At 70.7% G+C, this 24,299-nt stretch carries 22 protein-coding genes; 12 read left to right on the top strand and 10 right to left on the bottom strand.

Features of this window, described 5'->3' with window-relative positions; genetic code table 11:
* Nucleotides 1–85: 85 nt before the first annotated feature.
* Nucleotides 86–556 carry an STAS domain-containing protein gene (locus AB0F40_RS18395; protein ID WP_357470606.1) on the bottom strand — a complete coding sequence of 157 codons (471 nt, stop codon included), beginning with the start codon at nucleotides 554–556 and terminating at the stop codon, nucleotides 86–88.
* Between the two features lie 270 nt (nucleotides 557–826).
* Between AB0F40_RS18395 and AB0F40_RS18390 the strand changes: the two genes are divergently transcribed.
* Entirely contained in the window at nucleotides 827–3,175 is a 2,349-nt protein-coding gene (locus AB0F40_RS18390; protein ID WP_357470603.1) for a SpoIIE family protein phosphatase, read from the top strand.
* A 179-nt stretch (nucleotides 3,176–3,354) separates the two neighbouring features.
* On the opposite strand, the gene AB0F40_RS18385 is transcribed toward AB0F40_RS18390, so the two are convergent.
* A complete protein-coding gene (locus AB0F40_RS18385) occupies nucleotides 3,355–3,759 on the bottom strand; it encodes an STAS domain-containing protein (protein WP_357470600.1) in 405 nt (134 codons plus the stop codon).
* A 131-nt stretch (nucleotides 3,760–3,890) separates the two neighbouring features.
* Here AB0F40_RS18385 and AB0F40_RS18380 point away from each other — a divergent pair, with 131 nt between their 5' ends.
* The 3 genes from AB0F40_RS18380 to purD all read left to right on the top strand — a co-directional run bounded on the left by AB0F40_RS18380 (nucleotide 3,891) and on the right by purD (nucleotide 7,024).
* Nucleotides 3,891–4,334, top strand: a complete 444-nt coding sequence (locus AB0F40_RS18380; protein ID WP_357470597.1) for a DUF3151 domain-containing protein — start codon at nucleotides 3,891–3,893, stop codon at nucleotides 4,332–4,334.
* A gap of 75 nt (nucleotides 4,335–4,409) precedes the next feature.
* Nucleotides 4,410–5,702, top strand: a complete 1,293-nt coding sequence (locus tag AB0F40_RS18375; RefSeq protein ID WP_357470594.1) for an adenylosuccinate synthase — start codon at nucleotides 4,410–4,412, stop codon at nucleotides 5,700–5,702.
* Between the two features lie 32 nt (nucleotides 5,703–5,734).
* A complete protein-coding gene (gene purD / locus AB0F40_RS18370) occupies nucleotides 5,735–7,024 on the top strand; it encodes a phosphoribosylamine--glycine ligase (protein WP_357470591.1) in 1,290 nt (429 codons plus the stop codon).
* A gap of 346 nt (nucleotides 7,025–7,370) precedes the next feature.
* On the opposite strand, the gene AB0F40_RS18365 is transcribed toward purD, so the two are convergent.
* Entirely contained in the window at nucleotides 7,371–9,665 is a 2,295-nt protein-coding gene (locus AB0F40_RS18365; protein WP_357470588.1) for a substrate-binding domain-containing protein, read from the bottom strand.
* Between the two features lie 63 nt (nucleotides 9,666–9,728).
* Here AB0F40_RS18365 and AB0F40_RS18360 point away from each other — a divergent pair, with 63 nt between their 5' ends.
* From AB0F40_RS18360 to AB0F40_RS18350, 3 genes are all read left to right on the top strand, one after another.
* On the top strand, nucleotides 9,729–10,841 hold the full coding sequence (locus tag AB0F40_RS18360) for a LacI family DNA-binding transcriptional regulator (RefSeq protein ID WP_357470585.1): 1,113 nt from the start codon (nucleotides 9,729–9,731) through the stop codon (nucleotides 10,839–10,841).
* 182 nt (nucleotides 10,842–11,023) lie between these two features.
* Nucleotides 11,024–12,385 carry a glycoside hydrolase family 6 protein gene (locus AB0F40_RS18355; RefSeq protein WP_357470582.1) on the top strand — a complete coding sequence of 454 codons (1,362 nt, stop codon included), beginning with the start codon at nucleotides 11,024–11,026 and terminating at the stop codon, nucleotides 12,383–12,385.
* Between the two features lie 354 nt (nucleotides 12,386–12,739).
* Nucleotides 12,740–13,504: an alpha/beta hydrolase gene (locus AB0F40_RS18350; RefSeq protein WP_357470579.1), complete on the top strand. Its 765-nt coding sequence runs from the start codon at nucleotides 12,740–12,742 to the stop codon at nucleotides 13,502–13,504.
* Nucleotides 13,505–13,508: 4 nt separating this feature from the next.
* Here the strand turns inward: AB0F40_RS18350 and AB0F40_RS18345 are convergent, their stop codons facing one another.
* Nucleotides 13,509–14,753 carry a HipA domain-containing protein gene (locus tag AB0F40_RS18345; RefSeq protein WP_357470575.1) on the bottom strand — a complete coding sequence of 415 codons (1,245 nt, stop codon included), beginning with the start codon at nucleotides 14,751–14,753 and terminating at the stop codon, nucleotides 13,509–13,511.
* Nucleotides 14,746–14,985 (bottom strand): helix-turn-helix transcriptional regulator, encoded by a 240-nt coding sequence (locus AB0F40_RS18340; RefSeq protein WP_357470572.1) that lies wholly within the window; start codon nucleotides 14,983–14,985, stop codon nucleotides 14,746–14,748. Before AB0F40_RS18340 ends, AB0F40_RS18345 begins: the two co-directional genes overlap by 8 nt.
* Nucleotides 14,986–15,277: 292 nt before the next feature.
* Here AB0F40_RS18340 and purS point away from each other — a divergent pair, with 292 nt between their 5' ends.
* Genes purS through AB0F40_RS18325 form a run of 3 tightly spaced genes read left to right on the top strand, consistent with a single transcriptional unit; the run spans nucleotide 15,278 to nucleotide 17,497 of the window.
* Nucleotides 15,278–15,571: a phosphoribosylformylglycinamidine synthase subunit PurS gene (gene purS, locus AB0F40_RS18335; protein WP_357470569.1), complete on the top strand. Its 294-nt coding sequence runs from the start codon at nucleotides 15,278–15,280 to the stop codon at nucleotides 15,569–15,571.
* Nucleotides 15,571–16,320 (top strand): phosphoribosylformylglycinamidine synthase subunit PurQ, encoded by a 750-nt coding sequence (purQ, locus tag AB0F40_RS18330; RefSeq protein WP_357470566.1) that lies wholly within the window; start codon nucleotides 15,571–15,573, stop codon nucleotides 16,318–16,320. Before purS ends, purQ begins: the two co-directional genes overlap by 1 nt.
* A 22-nt stretch (nucleotides 16,321–16,342) precedes the next feature.
* Nucleotides 16,343–17,497 carry a GNAT family N-acetyltransferase gene (locus tag AB0F40_RS18325; protein WP_357470563.1) on the top strand — a complete coding sequence of 385 codons (1,155 nt, stop codon included), beginning with the start codon at nucleotides 16,343–16,345 and terminating at the stop codon, nucleotides 17,495–17,497.
* 6 nt (nucleotides 17,498–17,503) lie between these two features.
* On the opposite strand, the gene AB0F40_RS18320 is transcribed toward AB0F40_RS18325, so the two are convergent.
* The 3 genes from AB0F40_RS18320 to AB0F40_RS18310 all read right to left on the bottom strand — a co-directional run bounded on the left by AB0F40_RS18320 (nucleotide 17,504) and on the right by AB0F40_RS18310 (nucleotide 20,136).
* Entirely contained in the window at nucleotides 17,504–18,289 is a 786-nt protein-coding gene (locus AB0F40_RS18320) for an MBL fold metallo-hydrolase (RefSeq protein WP_357470609.1), read from the bottom strand.
* Between the two features lie 132 nt (nucleotides 18,290–18,421).
* Nucleotides 18,422–19,690, bottom strand: a complete 1,269-nt coding sequence (locus tag AB0F40_RS18315) for an O-succinylhomoserine sulfhydrylase (RefSeq protein ID WP_357470560.1) — start codon at nucleotides 19,688–19,690, stop codon at nucleotides 18,422–18,424.
* On the bottom strand, nucleotides 19,687–20,136 hold the full coding sequence (locus AB0F40_RS18310; RefSeq protein ID WP_357470557.1) for a rhodanese-like domain-containing protein: 450 nt from the start codon (nucleotides 20,134–20,136) through the stop codon (nucleotides 19,687–19,689). The genes AB0F40_RS18315 and AB0F40_RS18310 overlap by 4 nt, the downstream gene beginning before the upstream one ends.
* Nucleotides 20,137–20,489: 353 nt before the next feature.
* On the opposite strand from AB0F40_RS18310, the gene AB0F40_RS18305 reads away from it, so the two are divergent.
* Together AB0F40_RS18305 and AB0F40_RS18300 are read left to right on the top strand one after the other, a co-directional pair.
* A complete protein-coding gene (locus AB0F40_RS18305; protein WP_357470554.1) occupies nucleotides 20,490–21,761 on the top strand; it encodes a DUF4143 domain-containing protein in 1,272 nt (423 codons plus the stop codon).
* Between the two features lie 31 nt (nucleotides 21,762–21,792).
* Complete coding sequence (locus tag AB0F40_RS18300; protein WP_357470551.1) at nucleotides 21,793–22,551, top strand: aminoglycoside phosphotransferase family protein; 759 nt, start codon at nucleotides 21,793–21,795, stop codon at nucleotides 22,549–22,551.
* Between the two features lie 65 nt (nucleotides 22,552–22,616).
* Here AB0F40_RS18300 and AB0F40_RS18295 read toward each other — a convergent pair whose 3' ends face one another.
* Nucleotides 22,617–23,828 (bottom strand): glycosyltransferase, encoded by a 1,212-nt coding sequence (locus tag AB0F40_RS18295; RefSeq protein ID WP_357470548.1) that lies wholly within the window; start codon nucleotides 23,826–23,828, stop codon nucleotides 22,617–22,619.
* Nucleotides 23,825–24,271, bottom strand: coding sequence for a MarR family transcriptional regulator (locus AB0F40_RS18290; protein ID WP_357470545.1), 447 nt, complete (start codon nucleotides 24,269–24,271; stop codon nucleotides 23,825–23,827). Before AB0F40_RS18290 ends, AB0F40_RS18295 begins: the two co-directional genes overlap by 4 nt.
* Nucleotides 24,272–24,299 lie beyond the last annotated feature (28 nt).

Below are 24,299 nucleotides of genomic sequence, written 5' to 3'. Positions count from 1 at the left end.
CCCGTGTTTATGGTTAAATGTCCTGGTGGTCGGTAGCCCGAGCTACCGACCACCTGACCTTTTACCGATCACCCAGGGGTGGCCGTCAGCTGCTTACACCGGCAGGGGCCGGAGCACCGCCGGACGGCGGCGGACCCGACGGGCCCTCGTCGTCCAGCTCGAAGCCCGGGTCCTCGTCCACGATGTCGAGGAGGTCACCGATCCGGGTCACCTCGAGCAGAAAGCGCACGGTCGGCGGTGCGCGCAGCACGCGCACGCGGTGCGGGCTGCGGCTCGCGAGGCGCGCGAGGAACGCGACGCCCGACGAGTCCATGAAAGTCACATGATGCGCGTCGATCTCGACCGGGAGACGTGACTCCTCGGCCGCGGCCGTGGCCTCGTGCAGATCTCCACCGATATCGGCGTCGATCTCTCCGGAGAGCACGATCCGGGCGCGGGAGCGGCCCACGATGACGTGAATACTCGCGGGGTCGCCGATCTCGGGGGTCTGATGGCCGGGGTCCTGGGGGCTCCCGCCCTGCGGACCGCGCGGGGGGTCGTAAGTTCCGTCCTGCACGGTTCTCCTTCCGGGAGCAGTGGTCGTGGCGCTGTGTCGGTCCGATGATAGAGGTTGAGGTTCAGATCTCGGACCGTCCCAATCTACGGTTGAATGACCTGCTGGAGAAGCACCTCGAGCAATAGATACCGTTGGGAGGGCATTTTGACCGATTCGTCCGGTCTGACACCGTCCTCTCCGCCGCCGCGGCACCCCGGCCTTTCCATCTTCGGCCTTGGTCCGACTCAGGACGGGACATCGAACGGTAGAACCAGCAGGACATCGAACGGTATGTCGAACGGGAACGGCTTCGACACCGGCAGGCCCGCGCGCTCCGAGGCGGTGAGCGTGCCCCCGAGCATCCCGCCGAACAGCGCGCCGCGCGGCGCGCACCGGGCAGCCGGCGGCGCGGAACCGCGTCGGCACGCCGCGGGGTCGGGCATCCCGCGCACCCTGCCGCCGTCGATCGGTGACGTGGTCCTGCGCGCCGCGGTGAACGTGGGCATCCCCGTGTTCCTCACCGGGCCCACCGAGGACGGCATGCCGATGCTCTGGGCCAACAGCGCCTTCGAGCACTACGCCGGCGTGCGGTTCACCGACTTCGCGGGATACACCGTGCGCAGGCTCGGCGAGATGCTCGTGGAGCCGCAGGACCTCGAGCGCATGGCCGAGCTGGTGAACGCGGGCCAGGAGGTGCACGCGACCGTACGGTCCCACCTGCGCGGCGGTACGCACGGCTGGGCCCAGCTCACGCTCACCCCTGCCCGTGCGGGCCACAGCGACCGCATCACCCACTGGGTCGGGTTCAGCGTCGACGTCTCCGACCACATGGAGCGGCACGCCGCCCAGCTCGCGAGCCTCGAGGTCGAGCGGCAGCAGCGCGAGGACCTCGACCTCATCGCGCAGACCACCGAGATCCTGACCGACCTGGAGTACCCGTACGCCCTGCGCGACATCGCGGAGCTGCTCCAGTCGATGGTGCGCTGGGCGGGCTTCTACGTGAACGACGACGGCCTCAAGCACGCCGCCGGCATCGATGTCGCGGCACCGCCGAGCGGTCGCGGGCGCCGGCACGCGCGGTACATCGAGGGCGACAACATCGCGGACAAGAGCCAGCGCCGTCGGCCGCAGACCGATGCGCTCGGTGACTCGGTCACCACCGGTCCCATGCCCATCCTCGAGGTGGTGGACTCGGTGCAGGACGTGCTCGACGGCGTGCTCGACGGCCCCGTCGCGCTGCACCTCGACATCCCGCACGCGCCGCACTCGGCGTCGGGCTGGCTGCAGCGCGACCTCACGTTGCGCCTCGCCGACGAGCTGGGCAAGGCGCCCGACTCGGTAGTGGTGCACCCCGTCGCCGGGCGGCGGGACGTGCTCGGCCTGGTCGTGATCGTCCCGGACGAGGACGAGGCCGGCGACTACGTCGAGGTCGACGAGCCGGACACGCTGCGCACGGTCGTGGAGGTGGTGGCCCGCCGCGCGGGCAGCGCCATCGACAACGCGCGCATGTACGCGCGGGAGCACAAGCTCGCCGAGACCCTGCAGCGCGCCATGCTCCCCGAGCAGGCCGACGTCGCGGGGCTCGACGTGTGGACCTACTACGCCCCGAACGCCGAGCACGCCCAGGTGGGCGGTGACTGGTACGACGTGCTCCAGATCTCGCCGGATCTCGTCGGCCTGGTCATCGGCGACGTCGTCGGCCACGACGTCGAGGCCGCCGCCACCATGGGGCAGCTGCGGTCCGTGGTGCGCTCGTACGCCTTCGAGCTGTCGACGCCGAGCCGCGTGCTCGAGCGCGTGGACCAGCTCGTGGCGGGCATGGGCATCCCGCGTTCGGCAAGCATGGTGTACGCCTCGCTGAAGCGTGAGGAGGAGCCGGACGTCTGGACCATCGGCTACTCGCGTGCGGGCCACCTGCCGCCGCTCCTGCTGCGCGCCGGTGAGGTGATCAAGCTGGACGAGGGCGGGGGCGCGCTCGTCGGCTTCGGCTCACGGGAGCGGACCACCGGCGAGGCGCGCCTCCAGCCGGGTGACACGCTGCTGTTCTACACGGACGGTCTGATCGAGCGGCGTGACCGCTCCCTGCGGCTCGGCCTGGAGGCGCTGCTGGAGACGGCGTCGGCCATCACGGCGCGCGATGCTGCGGGCGTGGGCGAGGAGCTGCTGTCCCGCCTGGCGGACGCGCCGGAGGACGACGTCGCGATAGTGGTCGTCCGCATCCCCGACCCGACCGGCGACGCCGGCGAGACCGCCCTGTCGCCGCGGTGGCGGCGCTGGATGCTGCCGAGCGAGCCGTCGTCGATCGGCCGGGCCCGGCACGCGGTGCTGCGCACCTGCCAGGCGTGGGGCATCGAGGAGTCCGCGCAGGCCGAGCTCGTGGTGTCGGAGCTGGTCGCGAACGGCGTGCTGCACGGCTGGGGGCACATCGCGCTGCGCCTGTACGACACGGGCGACGGGCTGCGGATCGAGGTCGAGGACAACAACCCGGCGCCGCCGGTGGCGACCGACGGGCACCCGAACCGTCTGGGCGGCTTCGGCATGCAGATCGTGGACCGGCTGGCCGAGTGGGGCTGGCGCCCGTCGGGCAGCGGCAAGCTCGTCTGGGCGAAGCTCCGCCGTCAGCCGACCCCGCCGAAGTAGAACTGGGGCGAGATAGAACCCCAGCGAAGTAGAACCCCAGCGAAGTAGAACCCCAGCGAAGTAGAACCCCAGCGAAGTAGAACCCCAGCGCAACCCCGTGGGGCGCACTTGCGGTTCTACTTCGCCAGGGTTCTATCTCGCCAGGGTTCTACTTCGGCGGGATGGGGGTGGATAACGTTTTACGCAGTGGACGCGTCGCGATGGGATAACGGGGATACGTCATCATCCCGCGACGACATCACCGCGAACCCCGAGTCGGGCGCGGCCGGCTCGCACGAGTGCTCGTCGTCGACGCGGAAGAGCTCCATCGCTCCGCACACCTCGAGCACGAACAGGTCGCGCTCGTCAGCTCCGCGGATCACGGTCGCGCCGCCGCGCTTACGGCCGGCGTCGGCCAGCGAGATGAGGAACGCGGCTCCGGTGGAGTCCATGAACGTGACCCGGCACATGTCGATGACGAGCAGCTGCCGGCGCAGGCCGACGACGCGCGCCGCGATCTCCGGGAACTGGTCTCGTTCGGCGAGGTCGAGGTCGCCGGCGATCACGAGCGTCGTCGTCGTGGGAGACGTCGCGATCTCGATCATGTGTCGAGCGTAACGACTGTTCCCGGATCGCACCGGATGAAAGGCAAAATTCACCGTCCCTGTCGTCGTCCGGGGCAATCCGGTGCGGTCCCGTTTGTCCATTCCCGCCGCCCGGGTGTGAGAATTTGCGCATGAGCACTCACGAGAACCTGCTGCAGGGCCCGGAGCCGACGCTGCTTCCCGACGACTACCCGGCGGCTCGTGAGCGGCTGACCAGCGGTGACGACCCGGTCGCGGTGGCGGCGTCGGCCCCGGCGTCGTCGCTCGTCTGGGCGGTCCTGGCGGAGGGCGCGCTCGCCGCGGACAGCCCTGCCGGCAATGTCGAGGCGTACGCGTACGCGCGCACCGGCTACCACCGCGGGCTGGACGCGCTGCGCCGGGCCGGGTGGCGCGGACAGGGTCCGGTCCCGGCGAGCCACGAGCCGAACCAGGGCTTTCTCCGGTCGCTGCTCGCGCTCTCCCGGGCGGCTCACCTCATCGGCGAGGAGGACGAGTCGGAGCGTTGTGCGAAGTTCCTGGCGGACTCGGGAACGTCGGTGGACGAGGTACGCGCCCTGACGCTCACCACGAAGTAGACTCGGGCGCGGCCCGTCGGCGCCATCGTGCGCACCCGGCGGAGCAAATCAGGCAATCCGAGAAGGTGGAGATCCATGCCAGGCGTCGTGCTCGTCGGGGCCCAGTGGGGCGATGAGGGCAAGGGAAAGGCGACGGACCTCCTGGGCTCCCGCGTCGATTACGTGGTCAAGTTCAACGGGGGGAACAACGCGGGGCACACCGTCGTCATCGACGACGAGAAGTACGCGCTGCACCTCCTGCCGTCGGGGATCCTGTCGCCCGGCGTTGTGCCGGTCATCGCCAACGGCGTGGTGGTCGACATCGAGGTCCTGTTCCAGGAGCTCGACGCCCTGATCGAGCGCGGGGTCGACGTGTCCCGCCTGCTCGTCTCGGGCAGCGCGCACATCATCGCCCCGTACCACCGCACCATCGACAAGGTCACCGAGCGGTTCCTCGGCAAGCGCCGCATCGGCACGACAGGCCGGGGGATCGGCCCGTCGTACGCCGACAAGATCAACCGCGTCGGGATCCGCATGTGGGATCTGTTCGACGAGAAGATCCTGCGCGCCAAGATCGAGGGCTCGCTCGACCAGAAGAACCACCTGCTGGTGAAGGTCTACAACCGGCGCGCGATCACGGTGGACGAGACGCTCGACGAGCTGCTCCAGTACGCCGACCGCCTGCGGCCCATGGTCACGGACACCGCCGTCGAGCTGGACAAGGCCATCCAGGCGGGCAAGACCGTCCTGTTCGAGGCCGGCCAGGCGACCATGCTCGACATCGACCACGGCACCTACCCGTTCGTCACGTCGTCCAGCGCGACGGCGGGCGGCGCGGTGACCGGTTCCGGCGTCGGGCCCACGCGGATCGACTCCGTGATCGGCGTCATCAAGGCCTACACGACGCGCGTCGGCGAGGGGCCGTTCCCCACCGAGCTGTTCGACGACAAGGGCGAGTTCCTGCGCAAGACCGGCGGTGAGTACGGCGTCACCACGGGCCGCGCGCGCCGCACCGGCTGGTACGACGCCGTCATCGCCCGCTACGCGACCCGCATCAACGGGCTCACCGACATCGTGCTCACCAAGCTCGACGTGCTCACCGGCATGGAGAAGGTGCCCGTCTGCGTGGCGTACGACGTCGACGGCGTCCGCCACGAGGAGATGCCCACCGACCAGACGGCGTTCCACCACGCGAAGCCGATCTACGAGGAGTTCGACGGCTGGTGGGAGGACATCTCCAAGGCCCGCGCCTTTTCTGACCTGCCGCCGAACGCCCAGGCCTACGTGAAGGCCCTGGAGGAGATGTCGGGCACCCGGATCTCCGCGATCGGCGTCGGCCCGAAGCGGGACGAGATCATCCCCGTCCACGACCTCATCCACCCGCGCTGAGTCCATACCCACCAAGAGAGCCCTCTGCCACAGTGAAGATCCTCGTCATCGGTACCGGTGCCCGTGAGCACGCCATCATCCACTCCCTCCACCGGGAGACCGCGTCGGGGGCCGCCGCCCACGAGCTGCACGCCGCGCCGGGCAACCCGGGCATCGCCGCGCTGGCCACCCTGCACAAGGTCGATCCCCTGGACGGCGCGGCGGTGACGGCGCTGGCCGAGCAGGTTGGCGCCGAGCTGGTCGTCGTCGGGCCCGAGGCGCCCCTGGTCGCCGGCGTGGCGGACTCGGTCCGGGCGGCGGGCGTCCCGGTGTTCGGGCCGTCGGGGGAGGCGGCCCGGCTCGAGGGCTCCAAGTCGTTCGCCAAGGAGGTCATGGCCGCGGCGGGCGTGCCGACGGCGATGGCGCACGTGTGCACCGACGCCACCGAGGTCGCCGCGGCGCTCGACGCGTTCGGTGCTCCCTACGTGGTCAAGGACGACGGCCTCGCGGCAGGCAAGGGCGTGGTCGTCACCGACGACCGCGAGGTCGCCCTCGCCCATGGCGAAGCCTGCCTGTCCCACGAGAACGGCCGCGTGGTGGTCGAGGAGTACCTCGACGGCCCCGAGGTCTCGCTCTTCTGCGTGTCCGACGGCGCGACTGTGGTCCCGCTGGTCCCCGCACAGGACTTCAAGCGCGTTCGGAACGATGACGAAGGCCCCAACACGGGCGGCATGGGCGCCTACACCCCGCTCGACTGGGCGCCGTCGGGCCTCGTGGACGAGGTACTGACGCGCGTCGCCCAGCCCACCGTCGACGAGATGGCGCGCCGTGGCACGCCGTTCTCCGGCGTCCTGTATGTCGGGCTCGCGCTCACCAGCCGGGGCACCCGCGTGGTCGAGTTCAACGCGCGCTTCGGCGACCCGGAGACCCAGTCGGTGCTCGCCCGGCTCATGACTCCGCTGTCGGAGGTCATGCTCGCGGCGGCGCGCGGCAGGCTCGGTGAGCTCGAACCGCTGCGCTGGCGCCCCGAGGCGTCGGTGACCGTGGTCGTCGCGTCCGAGGGCTATCCCGAGCTGGCGCGGTCCGGCGACCCGATCACCGGCATCGAGGACGCGGAGTCGCTCCCCGGGGTGCACGTGCTGCACGCGGGCACCGGCCGCGCCGAGGCCGGCGACCTGGTCAGCTCGGGCGGCCGGGTCCTGTCCGTCGTGGCGCTCGGCACGGACCTGGCGGACGCCCGGCGCCGGGCCTACGAGGGCGTCGCGAAGATCGGGCTCAAGGGTTCGCATCACCGCACGGACATCGCGCTGAAGGCGGAGCGCGGCGAGGTCACCGTCCTGTAGGGCGGCCCAGCCGTAATGCGTCCAGCGGGGAAGGTCCGGACCGCGTCCAAACCGGAGTTCCACCCCTGACCGTTCCGGACTTCACACCATGTCAGTTCCGGAGTTCGACGGGTGTCGTCGCCTTCGAGGTCAAGGCTGCCGCAAGGGTCGCTGGCGACGACTTTCGAGGTCTGCGCAAGTTGCGCGACCTGCTAGGGGACGCCTTCGTCGCGGGCGTCGCCCTCTACACCGGTGCCCGCAGCTACACCTACGAGGATCGGCTCCACGTCATGCCGGTCGACAGACTCTGGCGCGAGTAGTGGGTCCCTGATCAGGATGTGGGACATCGCTCGGCGCAACCGGCCTTTCACCGCGCCACGCCCCCACGTTCGCGTGCCGGCATGCCGGTGACGTCCATGAGCACCCCGATCATGCGCGCGCGGATGCCGGCGTCGTCGGTCACGGTGGTGGCGCGGCAGCGCACCGACATCTCGCGGCCGTCGACGGCGAGCAGGCGGTGCTCCAGGTCGAGCGGCTCGGCCGCGCCCCCGAGCTGGCGGGCGATGGCGATCTGCACGGCGCGCACGTCCTGTGGGTGCACCCGCCCGGTCCACTCCTCGATGCCGGTGCACGGGGCGTCGTCGGGCAGGCCGACCAGAGCCCGCCAGGTACGCGAGTAGAACACCTGGCCGGTCGCGATGTCCCAGTCCCAGGTGCCCTCCAGCGCCACGTCCTGGACGAGGGCGTTGCGCTCGACCTCGGTGCGGAGGTCGAGGACCAGCGCGCGTTCCCTGGCCGCGGCCTTGGCGAGCGCAGTCTGCTGACGCTGCAGCGAGGTGAGACGGTCCTCCCGGTCGAGGGCGACGGCGACCATGGCAGCCCAGTGGTCGTACTTGTCGCGGGAGCTGGTGGCGTGCGTGTCCACGCCGCCGCCGATGGCGAGCATGCCCCAGTCGCTCTGCCCGAACGTCACCGGCACGACGAACACGACGCCTTCGCCGGCCAGTGCCGGCGGTGGGAACTCGCGCACGGGCAGCTGCGTGCCGACCAGGGCGGTCGCCTTGCGGGACACCGCGGTGGTGCCCACGATCTCGAGCGTCCGTGCCCCGTCCGCGGGGCGGTTCGCGGGGCCGTTCGCAGGGCGGTTCGCGGGGCCGGGCACTGAGCCGGGCGCCGGCGCGGTACCGGACAGCGGCGCTACCTCGGCGTCGGTCCACAGCGCGAGCGTGGCGGGGCCGCGATGCCCCCGGGGGAGCCAGGTGAGCGCGCGGATCGCCCGGCCGTCGCCGTGCAGCAGGTCGAGGTCGAGCTCGTACTGGTCGCCGATCGTGCGTTCGAGCTGTCCGGACCGGGCCAGCAGGGTCTGGGTGCAGCCGGCGCTGAGGGCGACGAGCACGTCGGTGGCCGTGTGGGTGACCGCCCGGCCGCGTGCGGCGCGGCTCGGGGTGCTGGGCCGCTCGCCCGGCACCGTTGGTGCCTGGCCGCTCCGCACCTGTGCGCGGAACTCCTCCTCGACCGATCGCAGCGCGGGGATGAGCTGTTCCAGTGCCTCCGGGTGGGGCCGGAGGGCTCGCGTGCTCTCGGCGAGGCTCGTGAGCGTCGCCTGGGTGGGCGCCTGGCCCAGTGCTGCCGCACTGCGGAAGAGCCGCTGCACGCCCCGGAGCCAGGAGTCGAGGTCGGCGCCGGGCCCGAGGCGCGCCTCCGCGCCGTCGAACGTCGCGCGGGCCACCTCGCCGAGCCGCCGCCACGCGGTCGAGCCCTCCTGCGCGAGCGGGCCCCCGAGGTGCGTGCCCGCGCGTGCGTCGAGGCAGCCGCACGACTCGCGCGTGACGAGCGTCGAGCGGGACAGGTGCTGGCCGGCCACGCGTTCGCCACGGATCCGCGCGAGCAGCAGGGCGACGGCGAGCTCACCGACCTGGTCGTGGTGCGGATCCACCGACGCGAGCCGTGGGCGCACCCGGGCACCCGCCTCCGAGTGGTCGAACCCGACGATCGCCTGGTCTCCGGGGAGGTTCAGGCCCTGGGCGCGCAGCGCGCGGGAGAACCCGATCGCGTTGCGGTCCGTCGCGGCGACCGTCGCCGTCGTCGGCAGGCCGGGGCCGCCGACGAGGGCCTGCGCCACGGTGGCGGCGCTCGCCTCCTGGTTGTCGGCCGTGCGGTAGAGCCACTCGGGTCGTGGCGTGATGCCGTGTGCGACGAGCGTGGCGAGGTAGGCCGCGTGGCGTTCGACGATGTCGGCCTGCCGGAGGTTGCCGAGGAAGCCGATCTCCCGGTGCCCGTGCGCGATGAGATGCTCCACCGCCGCGCGGGTCCCGCCCTCGTTGTCCGGCGTCACCACCGGGGCGTCGATGCTGGCCGTGCGCTCGCTGACCAGCACGATCGGAGTGCCGTCGGCGTCGATCCGGAGCAGTGTCGCCTCGTTGACGGCGGTGGTGATGACGATGACGCCGTCGAGCTGGCCGAGGCTGACGGCGGCCGTACCCGGTGGGCGGTCCGGGAACTGGTCGCGTTCCAGGTCGGCTGGGTAGGTCTGCACCGCGACCACGCGGTGCCCGTCCGGGCGGACGGTGCGCGCGATCCCGGCGAGCACCCGCCCGAAGTAATAGCCCCCGACCACCGGGGACAGCACCCCGATGACATACCTGCGCTTTCCACTCAGCATGCAAATACACCCGTCTTCGTTGACGCTGTGCAAAATTCACCCGAGGGTGCATGCTACGTGGTTATGGTCCCATCGTCGCGACCGAACGATCCTGAACTGTCCGAATTTCCGGCGCGCGTGCGGCGGCCCACGATTGTTGACGTCGCCAGGGTGGCCGGCGTGTCCACGGCGGTCGTCTCGTACACCCTGAACGGCCGCAGCGGGGTCTCCGCCACGACCAGGGAACGGGTGCTCCGGGTGGCGGACGAGCTGGGCTGGCGACCCGCCACCGCGGCCCGGTCCCTCCGCAGCGGGCCGGCCGCCGCAGCACTGGTCGTGGTGCACGACCAGCCGTTCGGCACCCGTGCCGCGTTCCCGCTCGACCTCGTTGCGGGCGCGCTCCAGACCCTCGGGCCGGACACGCTCACGCTCGCGGTGCACGTCGCGGAGTCGCCCGCCGACGCCGCGCAGCTCATGGACCGCTGGTGGACGGAACGCCGCTACGCGGCCTTCGTCGTCACGGGCATCCGGGTCGACGACGCACGCCTGGCGGCCCTGCGGACCCTCCCGGCGCCTGCGGTGGTGGTGGGGGCCGCCGTCGACAACTCGCCCGGCACCTGGCAGCACGTGGTCCTGGACGACGGCGACGCGTTCGCTCAGGTGGGCTCCTTCCTGGCCGGCCTCGGGCACCGGCGGATCGCGATGGTCGCGGGATCGGAGCGTCTGGTCGCGCCGGCCCGCCGTGCGGCCGCGCTCGAGGCGGCGCTCGTGCGGCACGGGATCGAGCTGCGCACCGTCGCGGGCGACGGCCCCGAGCGCGCGTCGGCGGCGCTGCGCCCGCTGCTCTCGGCGGCCGACCGCCCCACAGCGATCGTGACCGACGACGACGCCACCGCCGGTCTGGTGCTCGACGTCGCCCGGCGGCTCGGCCTCGGCGTGCCGTGGGACCTGTCGGTGGTGGCCGGGACCGACTCGCCGGCCTGCTACCTGACGACGCCGTCCCTCACCGCGGTCCCCTACCCGGTCGAGGAGCTCGGCAGGGCCACCGGCTGGGCCCTGCGCGCGGCCCTCGGCGCCGCGACGTCCCGGCGTGCGGTGGGGGTGGACCCTACGGAGGGCGCCGCACCGCCGTCGGGCACCGTGCCGGTGGGGCGGTTCGTGGTGCGCGGCTCGACGGCACCTCCAGCCGGGGACTAATCGTTTAAGACGGTTCTGCTGGAGCTCAACGGTAGGCAAAGGTGCGACATGCCACGGCGGAACGAGCCGCCGCGGTGCGCGTGGCGTCGTCCGGCCCCGGCCGGAGCGGTACGCGCTCGGCACGACCAACGGAGGTCACCGTGTCTACAGCACCACGCCGCCCACGCGGCACGTCCCCACGCATGTCACGCACCCTCGCGGCAGCAGCAGCGGGTGCGCTCCTCGCGGCTCCCGCCCTGGTCGCCACGAGCGCGCCCGCCGTCGCGCTCGAGGACAACCCCTTCGTCGGGGCCGGGCAGTACGTCAACCCGGACTGGTCGGCGTCGGTCGAGGCCACTGCCGCCCAGGTGAGCGACGCCGGTCTCGCCGCCGACATGCTGGCCATCGCCGACGAGCCGACGTCGGTCTGGATGGACCGGATAGCGGCGATCGAGGGCACCGAACGCCAGCACGGCCTGGAGTGGCACCTCGACCAGGCGGTGACCCAGTCCGGCGGCTCGCCCCTGGTGTTCAACGTGGTCATCTACGACCTGCCGGGTCGCGACTGCCACGCCCTCGCGTCGAACGGCGAGCTGCCGGCCACCGCCGAGGGGATGCAGCGGTACAAGACCGAGTACATCGACCCGATCGTCGCGCTGCTGGACCGGCCGGAGTACGAGAACCTGCGGATCGTCGCCACGATAGAGCCGGACTCGCTGCCCAACCTCGTGACCAACCAGTCCGACGCCGACTGCGTCACCGCTGCGCCCTACTACCGTGAGGGCGTGCAGTACGCGCTGTCCGAGCTGTACGAGGTCGGCAACGTGTACTCATACCTCGACGCCGCCCACTCGGGCTGGCTCGGCTGGCCCAACAACGCCAGCGGCTCCGCCCAGGAGTTCGCGAACGTCATCGAGGGCAGCACCTACGGGTGGTCCGCAGTGTCCGGCTTCGTCACCAACACGGCGAACACCACGCCGCTGGAGGAGCCGTACCTGCCCAACCCCGACCTCCAGGTCGGCAGCGGTCAGGTAAAGTCCGCCGGCTGGTTCGAGTGGAACCCGGACTTCGACGAGGTCGACTGGACGGCGCACCTGTACGACCTGATGATCGCCCAGGGCGCGCCGTCGAGCATCGGCATGCTCATCGACACGTCGCGCAACGGCTGGGGCGGCCCCGACCGACCGACGGCGGTGAGCACGTCGACCGACCTGAACACCTACGTGAACGAGTCCAAGGTGGACCGCCGCAACCACCGCGGCGCCTGGTGCAACCCCGAGGGTGCCGGCATCGGTGAGCGGCCGACCGTGACGCCGTCGGGCCACCCGGAATCACACCTCGACGCCTACGTGTGGGTGAAGCCCCCGGGGGAGTCGGACGGCTCGTCGGTGGAGATCCCGAACGACGAGGGCAAGCGCCTCGACCGCATGTGCGACCCGACCTACCAGTCCAGCGAGCTGGGCGGAAACTACACGGGGGCGCTCGCGGACGCGCCGCTGTCGGGCCACTGGTTCCAGGCCCAGTTCGAGATGCTCGTCGCCAACGCGCACCCGGCTATCGGCTAAGAGGAGTGGGCTGGGGCCGGGCCTGGATGGCTGCCTGGGGCTGCCCGGTGGTCGCCGATCCGCAACTTGCGCGTCTAACGGGCTGCCCGGGGTCGCCGAACCGCAACGTGGACGTCCACTAGGCCGCCGAGGGTCGCCGAACCGCAACCTGAGCGTCATCCTGACCGTCGATCCGCAACCTGCACGTCTGCCTGGCCGCTGATGGACGATCAACCTTCGGGTCGGCGTCAGATGGACGTTCAGGTTGCGGTTCGGCCCCCAGACCCGGCCCCGGCCCCGCTCGTCTTGCTGAGTGGCGGCTTGATCTCCCGGAAGCTCGGGCGCAGCTACCATCACCCCTTTGTCGAGAGAGGAGTGACCGTGGCTCAGCGCGTCACGTTCGAGAGCACGTCCGGGCCGCTTCTCGCGGGCATCATCGATCCGCCCGACGGCGAGGTGCGCGGCTGGGGAGTGTTCTCCCACGGCTTCACGCTCGGCAAGGACTCGCCGGCCGCCGCACGGATCTGCAAGCAGCTCGCGAGCGAGGGCATCGGGATGCTCCGCTTCGACAACCTCGGGCTCGGCGACTCCGAGGGCGACTGGGGCGACGGGTCCTTCACGCACAAGGTCGCGGACACGGTGCAGGCGGCCCGGTTCATGGCCGACCAAGGGCGGCCGGTGCATCTCCTGGTCGGCCACTCGTTCGGCGGTGCCGCGGCGATCGCGGCCACCGGGGACATCCCCGGTGTGCAGGCCGTCGCGACGATCGGAGCACCCGTCGAGCCGCGCCATGCGGAGCACAACTACGACGCCGTCCTGGGCCGGGTGTTCGCCGACGGTCACGCCCAGTGGATGGTCGGCGGGCGAGCGCTGACGCTCAAGCGGCACTTCGTGGAGGACGTCCGCCGCGCCGACCTGCGGTCGAAGATCCGCGAGATGGACTCGCCGCTGCTCGTGATGCACTCGCCGACGGACAGCACGGTGGACATCTCGAACGCCGGGGAGATCTTCCAGGAGGCGCGGCACCCGCGGTCCTTCGTGTCGCTGGAGGGCGCCGACCACCTGCTCACCGCGCCGGGTCAGGCCAAGCGCGCGGCCCGCATCATCAGTGCCTGGGCGGATCAGTACCTGACGGTCTGAGCTGCTAGATCGCGGCACCGACGGGCCGGCCGGCGAGAAGATTCGAGGCGAATCTCGTGACATCTTCGACCAGGCCGGGATGTGCACGCGGGTCCGGTTCCTCGCTGTGGGCAGTCTCCAGCACCGTGGCGAGGGTCTGTTCGATGACGTCGTCGCTCTCCCGTAGCCCCCATGTTGCGAGCTCTGCGGCGAGATGGGTCCGCGTGACTGCGGCATGGCGATACGTGCGGTCGACTGCAAGTGCCAGCTCGCCGTCATTGGGGAGATGTGCCTGGGGAACGACGTCGTAGGCAGGTGCTAGTTCGAACGCGCTGTCGCGTGCGTGGAGCAGCGACACGTTCTTGGCGTGCAGGTCGAGGTTCCCGATCGCGACGGTGAGCGTCGCCAGTCGTGCAAGCTGCAGTGCGGACTCGTGCCGACCTGACCGGCTGAGCTCGCGTGCGATGCGGGCCAGCGAAGCCTTCCCGCCGAGCCGCTGGTACTTCTGGTCTCCGCGGAGGCCGAGCACCTGGTTGAAATCCTCCTGGTGAATGCGACTCGGTGGCTCGCCGTCGCCCCTGTTGGTGCGGTCGTAGCGCTCGATGACCAGGGCGGGGACTCCCTCGAATTCTTCGATGTGTGTGGTGAAGGTCGAGAGGCCCAGCGCGCGAGCGAACCGGGATCCGTACTCCTCGTCGTAGATGATCGTCGGGTACTCGCGCGACTCAGGCTTGAGGATGTGCGTCGACGGATAGCCGTCGACGACGCGCGACCAGCCCTGTCCGGAGTGGGCGAGTACGACCTTGTCCTGGACCCCGGCCAGTGACGTCTTACCGCTCAGGGGCTTGTTGGCCAACGGGAATGTTGCGACATTGCGCAACAGGTCCGCGACCTCGGACCGGGTGAGCGGCTCGCTTGCCGGCGTCCTCGGCTCCCCGGGTTTTTGGGGGTCCCAGATCTGGAGGGCACCTGCGACGTCACGTCCGTACTGGCGAAGCATGCCGACGACGTCGTGCTCCGCGACGTCGGCGTTCTGTGCCAGACGACTGAGCATGCGACCCTCGGGCAGAAGTTCCCGAAAGAAGTTCTGCCGTCGTGCTCGACGAGCGCGAGCGGGGATGACTGCCAACGGCACGGCGAGGGACATCACCGTGCTGTCGAGACCGAATGTCTCGATCGCCAGCTCGGTCGCTGCGAAGTCGAAGTTCGTACCCGTTCCGACGAGTGTGCCGACATGAATGTCGTAGAGCTCGACAACCAGATCACCCATCGGAGCTCCGGGGGCCGATCGTTGCGGTGAGCTCGGTACCGGTCTCTCTCATGAGGGCGAAGAGCCTGTCGACGAAGATCGACGGCTTGCCTGCCTCGATCTCCCAGATGTAGCGCTGCGACGTGCCGATGCGTGAGGCCATCTCACGCTGGCTCCATCCGTTGAGCAGGCGAGCTTGCTGAAGGATCCGCCCGAGCGATTCGGGGTCCGTGACCTTGCCGGTGTACGGCATCGCATACCTCCAGTGACTACGTTTTAGTAGTCGATCTACAAGACTCCGATAAGGTAGTCACCTGTGATGACTACGTTATGCGCGTCAGTGATGGTCATGCAAGCTGTCGAGCCGCCTCGGGAACGCTGCGCTCAATCGTGAACAAGAAACCCCTCCACTCGGGGATTTCCAGCAAGGAGTGCGAGAGGCGCGCGGTACAGGTCACCTTTCCCGGACGGCGAGGCACTGCTGAGCGCCAGTAGACTTGGGCAGAGATTCCCTCGCTATCTTTCCCGTCAGCAAGGAGCCCTCCGTGGGACGCGTCGTCGTCGAGGTCATGCCCAAGCCCGAGATCCTGGACCCCCAGGGCAAGGCCGTGGTCGGAGCGCTGCCGCGCCTCGGCTTCACCCAGTTCTCCGGTGTGCGTCAGGGCAAGCGGTTCGAGCTGGAGGTGGACGGTGAGGTGACGCCTGAGATCCTCGCCGCCGCTCAGGAAGCAGCAGTCACCCTGCTGTCCAACCCGGTGATCGAGGACGTCGTGTCCGTCGCCGAGGCCGCACCCGCCGAGGTCACCGGTGAGGCGAGCGGCGCACCGGTGGGTGCCTGATGTCGGCGATCGAGCCGACGTCGGCCACCACGCCCGTGCCGGGGATCGACGGCGCCCGGATCGGTGTCATCACCTTCCCCGGCACCCTCGACGACCGTGACGCGGCCCGGGCCATCCGGCTGGCTGGTGCCGAGGCGGTGTCGCTGTGGCACGCGGACGCGTCGCTGCAGGACGTCGACGCCGTGGTGCTGCCCGGCGGCTTCTCCTACGGCGACTACCTGCGCGCCGGCGCGATCAGCAGGTTCGCGCCGGCGATGACCGCGGTGGTCGACGCCGCCAAGGGCGGCATGCCGGTGCTCGGCATCTGCAACGGCTTCCAGGTCCTGACCGAGGCGCACCTGCTGCCCGGCTCGATGGTCAAGAACGACCACCTGCACTTCGTGTGCCGGGAGCAGTCGATGATCGTGGAGAACGCGCGCACCGCCTGGACCAACGAGTTCCGCCGCGGCCAGCAGATCAAGATTCCGCTGAAGAACCAGGACGGCCAGTTCGTCGCCGACGAGCGCACGCTCGACGAGCTCGAGGGCGAGGGCCGCGTCGTCTTCCGTTACGACGGCTGGAACCCGAACGGTTCGCGCCGCGACATCGCGGGCATCACCAACGATCGCGGCAACGTGGTGGGGCTCATGCCGCACCCCGAGCACGCGGTGGAGCCCGGCTTCGGCCCGGCATCCACCGATGGGCCGCGCTCCGGTGTCGACGGGCTGACGTTCTTCACGTCGGTGCTGTCGTCGCTGGTCCACGCCTGACGCGCGGCCGGAGCGGGTACGCATGACCGCTGAGGTTCTCACGGGCATCACGATCGAGACGGTCGGCTGGGACCATGCCGACGCCGTCCGCCTGCGTGCCGAGCAGCAGCACGAGATCGACCTGCGGTACGCGGAGCCGGGCAGGCCCGAGGCGACCGGACCTGACCCGCGCGACCAGGTCGACCCGTCGAACGTGTTCGCGACCCTGCTGCTCTGGGTCGACGGCGAGCCGACAGGTCACGCCGCCCTGCGCGACCTGTCGGGGCGCGACGACTACCAGGGCGGGCGGCACCCCGACGGGACGGCCGAGGTCAAGCGCGTGTACGTGGCGCCGGGCCACCGCGGGCGTGGGCTGTCCCGCACCCTGATGAGCGCGGTGGAGGACGTCGCCCGCTCCGCGGGAGTGCGGCACCTGGTCCTGGAGACGGGGCTGATGCAGCCCGAGTCACTGGGGCTGTACCTGCGGATGGGCTACGACCCGGTCGAGTCGTTCGGCGTGTTCTCGGACGAGCCCGGCTCGCGCTGCTTCGGCAAGTGGTTGGGTTCCGGGCCTCGAGGGGCTCGACCCGCGGAAGAGGTCGAGTCCGCTCCGCTGGTCGAGCCTGTCGAGACCCGCCCCGAGCTCCGCCAGGTGTCCTGGAACGACCCCAGCGCGGCGGCCCTGCGGCGCGCGATGTGGGAATTCCACAAGGAGCGCTATCCCGAGCTCGCGCGAGCCGTCGAGGCCCGAGGCGGCCACGCCGTCGCCGACGCGGAACGCGGCCGCCCGGCCCTGGTGACGTTCCTCGCGACCCTGGACGGCCGGCCGGTCGGCTGCGCGACGCTCGTGGCGGCGCAGGTCGGGCCCGAGCATCTCGCGGCAGACGCTCTCCGGGGCGTGGCCGGCCTCACCGCCGTCGGCGCGCCCGGAGCGGCGCAGGACACGTACGGCTTCGAGATGCGGAGCGTCTTCGTGGACCCGACCGCCCGCCGCTCCGGCGTCGCGACGGCCCTCGTCGGGCGGATCGAGGCGGAGGCCCGACGCCGGGGAGGGCGCGCGCTCTACCTCGGCACCGGTCGGCGGCAGCCGGAGGCCTTGCGCCTCTACGTCAAGCTCGGGTACCGGCCGGTACTGCCGTTCCCGCCGCACGACGACCCGCAGGACGCGCTGCTCCTGCTCCTGGGCAAGCTGCTCTGACCTGCCTCATCGGCCTTGGAGATAGTCCAGCTGCGCTCGGACCGACGAACGGGCCGCGCCCAGCACCGATGGGTCGACGTCGGCGTAGACCGTCCCCGTCACGTCGTCCAGGAGCGAGTCGGGGAGCGGCGCCGCGGCGTCGGGCAGCTCGGTCCTGAGCGCCGAGAGCGCCGCACGCACCTGGTCCAGGCGCTGCAACCGGTGCTCGCGGTACTCGCGTACCACCGCACCGAGATCCGGGATCACCGGTCCGTGACCCGGCAGGCCGGGCCCGGGGTGGGGCCCGTGCAGCGCCTTCAGCCGGTCGAGCGAGGCCAGGTAGTCCCGCAGGGAGCCGTCCGGTTCGGCCAGCACGGTCGTTCCGCGTCCCAGCACGGTGTCGCCGGTGAGCACCACCCTGCCCGACGCCGGGTCGCCGGGCACCGACACCACGAAGCACACGGAGTCGGCGGTGTGGCCCGGCGTGGTCAGCACCTCGATACGCAGGCCGGCGACATCGAGGACCTCGCCGTCGGCTAGCGGCCTGGGGCTCGTGCCGCCTATTTCTCCCCGGTCCCCGCCGACGCAGAACTCCGGCAGCACCCCCCGCGACGGCGCCCCGGTCAGCTCGCGGAACCGCGCCAGTCCGCCGGTGTGGTCCGCGTGCCGGTGGGTCACGAGTACCAGGTCGACCGGGCCGGCCGCTGCCACCGCCGCCAGATGCTGCTCCAGCGGCGGACCAGGATCCACGACCACGCAGCCCTGTGCCCCGGGCGCCCGCAGGACGTACGACCGGGTTCCGTCGAGAGTCATCGGCCCGGGGTTGTCGGCGCGCAACACCCAGGCAAGGGGCGAAACAGGATCCACGTAATCACCATATCCAGTGGCCGTTGAGTGCTGGATATTTGCGCTTTCAGACGCCTGCCGAGCGCAAATATCCAGCACTCAACGCCGGGTCTGGGTGAGGGCCTGTTCTAGGTCCTCGATCAGGTCCTGGGTGTCCTCCAGGCCGACCGAGAGGCGGACCGTCGTCTCCGTGATGCCGACGGCCGTGCGGCCTGCCGCGCCGAGCTTGCGGTGCGTGGTGGTCGCCGGGTGCGTGATGAGCGACTTCGAGTCCCCGAGGTTGTTCGAGATGTCGATGACCTGGAGCGCGTCGAGGAACTCGAAGGTGTGCTTCTTCGCGGTGTCGGCGTCGGCCCCCGGCGGGACCGCGAGGTCGAACGTGACCACGGTGCCGCCGCCGCTCATCTGGGCGCGGGCGAGGTCGGCCTGTGGGTGCGAGTCGAGGAACGGGTAGCGCACGGCTCCCACGCCGGGGAGCTCCTCCAGGGCGTGCGCCACCGTGAGCGCGCCGGCACCCTGCGCCGCGATGCGCACCGGCAGCGTCTCCAGGCCCTTGAGCAGCGTCCACGCGTTGAACGGCGACAGCGACGGCCCCGTGTTGCGGATGAACGTCTGCACCGGTCCGGTCACGTACTCGGCGGAGCCGAGGATCGCGCCGCCCAGCACCCGGCCCTGCCCGTCGATGTGCTTGGTCGCGGAGTAGACGACGACGTCGGCGCCCAGCTCCAGCGGCTTCTGCAGCAGCGGGGTGGCGAACACGTTGTCGAGCACCACGGTCGCCCCGGCGGCATGCGCGAGGTCGACGACGCCGCGCACGTCCACGATGTCCTGCATCGGGTTGGACGGCGTCTCGAAGAACACGACGTCCGCCGGTGTCGCGAGCGCCTCCTCCCACTGGGACAGCACGTGTCCGTCCACGTAGTCGGTGCGCACTCCCCACTTGGCGAGGATGTCCTGGAAGATCACCATGCTGGACCCGAACAGGGCCCGGGCCGCCACGATCCGGGAGCCTGAGCTGACGAGCGCGGCCAGTGCGGTGAACACCGCCGACATCCCGGTCGCCGTCGCGTAGCAGGCCTCTGCGCCCTCCAGCAGCCGGATCCGCTCCTCGAACGTGTGGACGGTCGGGTTCCCGTAGCGCGAGTAGACGAACCGGTCGATGTCGCCGGTGAACGCGGCCTCGGCCTCCGCCGCCGTCTCGTACACATAGCCCTGCGTCAGGAACAGCGCCTCGCTCGTCTCCTGGAAGTCGCTGCGCTGGTGCCCGCCGCGCACGGCGAGGGTGGCGGGGCGGACGCCGCGGGGGAGCGGTTTGCGGCCGGACCCACCGGGGGTCGCGTCGGGCGGGAACGCTCCGGTGACGGTCACTTGGCGTCCTCCGTCCAGGGCAGGCCGGCGACCTTCCAGCCCTGCTGGTCGCGGACGCCGTCGACCCCTGGCGCCCCCTCGAAGCCCTCCAGCACGTTGTACGACGGCGCGATGCCCGCCGCGGTGGCGAGCCGGGCGGCGCCGATGGAGCGTTGGCCGGAACGACAGAGAAAGATGACGGGGCCGTCGGCGATGCCCGCTGCCTTGAGCTCCTCCAGGAACCGGGTGTTGGGGCGCCCGCCTGCCTGCACCCACTCAGCGAACACAGGCTGCTTGTGGATCGATGCCGTGTCGGGGACGCCGATCGCGCGCCACTCGGCCTCGGTGCGGACGTCCACGAGCGTGGCGTCCGGGTCGGCGGCGAGCAGGTCCCAGGCCTGCTGGGGCGTGATGTCGCCGGCGTAACCCTCGGCCAGCTGGGCTTCGATGTGCGCGGGGACGCTCATGGTGTACCTCCATCGGTCGTGGCGGTAGCACCCTCGACCGTCCTCGCTCTGCCAGGTCGACAGGGCGGGGGCGCTGGGTTGCTGCGGCTTCGTCGTGCCACGTCACTCGGCCGCTCGGGATGGTCGTTCGCGATCGTACGACACGTTGTCCGATGGGTGGGATGCCGTCTCGACAGGCGGCGTGGGCCCGACGGGATGTAAAGTTTGATCCCGACGGGATGTAAAGTTTGATCCCGACGGGATGTAAAGTTTGATCCCGACGGGATGTAAAGTTTGATCCCGACAGGAGGCCAAAGCCCAACTGTGCCCAATTGTCGCCGGCATGCTCGGCGCGTGACCGGGAAGTGTCAGAGATGACCTACACACCCAGAGCGATCGACACGCATCTCACCGAGATGCTCAACGGGTTGCCGGCTGTCTCGATCGAGGGGCCGAAGGCGGTTGGCAAAACGAAGACTGCTGCGCGGCTCGCGCAGACAACCATCCGTCTCGATCGTGGGAACGAAGCGGAGCTTCTGGCGCTCGACCCGGACCGCCTGCACAGGGATCCGACACCGATCCTCATCGACGAATGGCAGCTTATGCCGCAGTCATGGGATCTCGTTCGCAGGGCGGTCGACGATGGCGCAGGTGCCGGCGCGTTTCTCCTGACTGGCTCAGCCACGCCACGGGCGAAGATTCACTCGGGCGCCGGGCGGATCGTCCGCATTCGCATGCGGCCGATGTCGTTTGCCGAGCGGCAGATCGAATCTCCGACCGTCTCGTTCGCAAGTCTGCTGAGAGACGGGCCCGCGGAGGTCGGCGGGCGAACTGAGGTCGCGCTGGGGGACTATGCCGAGGAGATCGTTCGCTCTGGCTTTCCTGGCATTCGCACTCAACAAGGCACACACCATCGTGACGCCCTCGACAGCTACCTGGCACGGATCGTCGAGCACGACTTCAGCGAGCTTGGTCATGTGGTTCGTCGTCCGAAAGTGCTCGAGGCATGGCTGACGGCGTATGCGGCGGCAACGGGAACGACGGCGACATACGAGACGATCTTGGACGCGGCGACACAGGGGATCAGTGACAAGCCGACCCGTCCGACGACCGTTGCCTATCGTGACACCCTGGAACGGCTGTGGATCCTCGATGAGGTGCCAGCCTGGGTCGGAAGCCGGAATCGCTTAGCGTCTCTAACTCAGGTCTCAAAGCATTTCCTCGCGGATCCGGCGCTTGCCGCACGGCTGTTGGGAGTCGGGGCCGGCGCACTGATCGACAAGCCTCAGCCGGGAAAGATCGTAGTCCGGGACGGCACGCTGCTCGGTGCCTTGTTCGAGCACCTTGTAGCTCTGAGCGTCCGTGTGCATGCGGAGGTTGAACGAGTGCGCGTCCTACATCTGCGGACCAAGGGCGGCGAGCACGAAGTTGATCTCATCGTCGAGCGTGACGACGGGAAGGTGCTGGCCATCGAGGTGAAACTGAACCGATTGCCGAACGACAAGGACGTCAAGCACCTGCGTTGGCTGAAGGAGAAGCTGGGCGACGACCTTCTCGATGCTGTTGTCATCACCACCGGGCCGCTCGCATACCGTCGACCGCAAGACGGGATCGCGGTGGTTCCGTTGGCGCTGCTCGGACCGTGACAAGGCTGTGGACAAGTCTGTGGAGAAAGCTGTGGACGATGCTGTGGACGAGCACGAGCTGACCGGCGGAAACACCACCAGCGTCGTGCGGGTCGGCGACACGGTGCACCGCCAGGCCGGCCCGTGGGCGCCGACCATCCAGCGCCTGCTTGCCCACGTCCGGGCCCGCGGCCTGGCCGACGTTCCTGCGCCGCTCGGTTTCGACGAGCAGGGCCGGGAGATCGTCTCGTACCTTCCGGGCGACGTGCCCGGCTGGCCCGCCCCGGAATGGCTCTGGTCCACGGACGTCCTGGTGGAGGCGGGCTGTCTCCTGCGACGCTTCCACGACGCCACGGCCGGCTTCGGCCCGTCCGACGCCGTATGGCGCCTCCCCGCGACCGAGCCCGCCGAGGTGATCTGCCACAACGATGCGGCGCCCTACAACATGGTCTTCCGCGATGGTCGGCTCGTGGGCGTCATCGACCTCGACACCGCTTCGCCCGGCCCACGGGTGCGGGACCTGGCCTACCTCGCGTACCGGATCGCGCCGTTTTCGGGTGACGCGTTCGCCGGGGTCGGCTACGGCGTCGGGCACCTGGATCCGATGGCGCGGCTCGACGCGTTGACCTCCGCGTACGGATTCCCGTACTCGCGTGCCGAGGTGCTGGGCGCGATGGTCGACAAGCTGCACGACCTGGCCGGTTGGACCGAGGCACGGGTCGACGACGACGGCGGCCCGGCCGAGCTGCGCGAGCACGCCGCCATGTACCGCGCGGACGCACAGCGGATCGCCGCGACCGCGGGGGAATGAGTTCGGTCCGATGGGATGAGTTCGGTCAATTAACTGACCGAACTCATCCCATCGGACCGAAGTCATCATGTGGGCAAGCTGGCGATCCGCGCGACCGCGGCGGCGACGCCGTCCTCCTCGCCGACCTGCGCGGCCAGCTCCCGCGCCGCATCGCCCCTCGACGCCGCGTCGTCGATCGCCGCCGCCAGCCGGCCGGCGGTGAGCCTGCCGGTCAGCGGAGCGGCGGCGATCCCGAGCTCGTGCACGCGCCGCGCCCAGAACGGCTGGTCGCCCAGGAACGGCCTGACCACCTGCGGCACCCCGGCCCGGACGGCCGCCGCGACGGTGCCGACACCCCCGTGGTGCACGGCGACGGCGGTGCGTGGCAGCAGGAGGCCGTGCGGCGCCTGGTCCAGCACGTGGACGCTCTCCGGCACGCGCGACGGCCGGAGCGCACCCCAGCCCGTCGCGAGGACCGCGCGCCGTCCCGAGGCGTGCAGCCCGTCGAGCACTGCTCGCGTGAAGGACTCTGGGTCCTTGGCGAGCATGCTGCCGAACCCGACGTACACGGGCGGATCGCCGGCGTCGAGGAACCGGTCGAGAGCCGCTGGCAGAGCCTGGCCCTCCTCCGGCGGCAGGCTCCAGAAGCCGATGGGCGCGACCTCGGCCGGCCAGTCGTCGGGCGCGGGCAGCAGGTGTCGGCTCCAGGCGTGCAGGACGCCGTCGCGTGCCACGCGCTCGGTGAGCCCAGGCGCCGGGCCGGTCAGGCCGAGGGCCTCCGCCCGCCAGGAGCTGACCATGCGCCGGTACGGCGCCTCGACGGCGCCGGCCAGCCGCCAGCTCGCGCGGTTGAGGAACCGGGGCGGCCGGACCGGGCTGAGCGGGGACGGGAACCGTGCAGTCGGGCTGAACAGCGGGACGGGCAGCGCGGCGACCGACGGCACCCCCAGCCGGTCCGCGAGGTGGGGCGCCCCCAGCGACTTGGGTGCGTAGACGACGACGTCGGCGTCGCTGTCCTGCAGGGTGGCCAGGTCGTCGAGCCAGCGCCGGAGCAGCGGCAGTGCCGATCGGGCCGCCGTGATCGACGCCCGTGCTCCCTTACCTGCCACCTCCTCCTGCAGGGCGAAGATGCCGTCGTCGAGCGGCGCTACCGGGAGCCCGCGGGCCGCGGCGTCCTCGGTCAGGCGGCGTGGTGCGGCCAGCAGCGGCTCGTGCCCCGTCCGGGCGAGCTCGGCGGCGAGCGCCGCGAACGGCTCGACGTCGCCCCGGCTGCCCATGGTGACCAGGAGAACCTTCATCGCGAGGCCTCCCACTCGTCCAGCAGCGCGGGGAACCGGTCCGCCATGAAGGCGTACATGTCGCGCATGTTCTCCAGGCGTCGGCGCCGCCGCGGGTCGTCGCCCACTGCGGCGAGCCCGCGCGCGGCGAGCTCCTGGAAGGCGTCGAACTCCGCCATCTTGGCCCGGAACGCCCTGCCGAAGACGTCCTCGGTGAGCCGGTACCGGTCGCGGCGCTCGCCCCGTCGCCGGAAGCGCTCGACCATGCCCGCCTGGTCGAGCTGGCGCAGCGCCACGCTCATGCTGCTCTTGGCGACGGCGAGCCGTTCGCACAGCTCGGGTGCGTCGGCACCGTCGTCGTCCGACGCGAGCAGGTGCCCGACGACGCGGCCGGCGGTGCGGCTCAGGCCGAGCCGCTCGTAGAACAGCCCTGCTTCCTCGGTGAAGTCCTCGACGGTGCTCATGGTCCGAGCCTACTCCTTTGTTCGGGAA

Source organism: Promicromonospora sp. NPDC023987, from assembly GCF_040639055.1.
Classification (GTDB): domain Bacteria; phylum Actinomycetota; class Actinomycetes; order Actinomycetales; family Cellulomonadaceae; genus Promicromonospora.
This window is presented reverse-complemented; position numbering and strand designations above follow the sequence as displayed.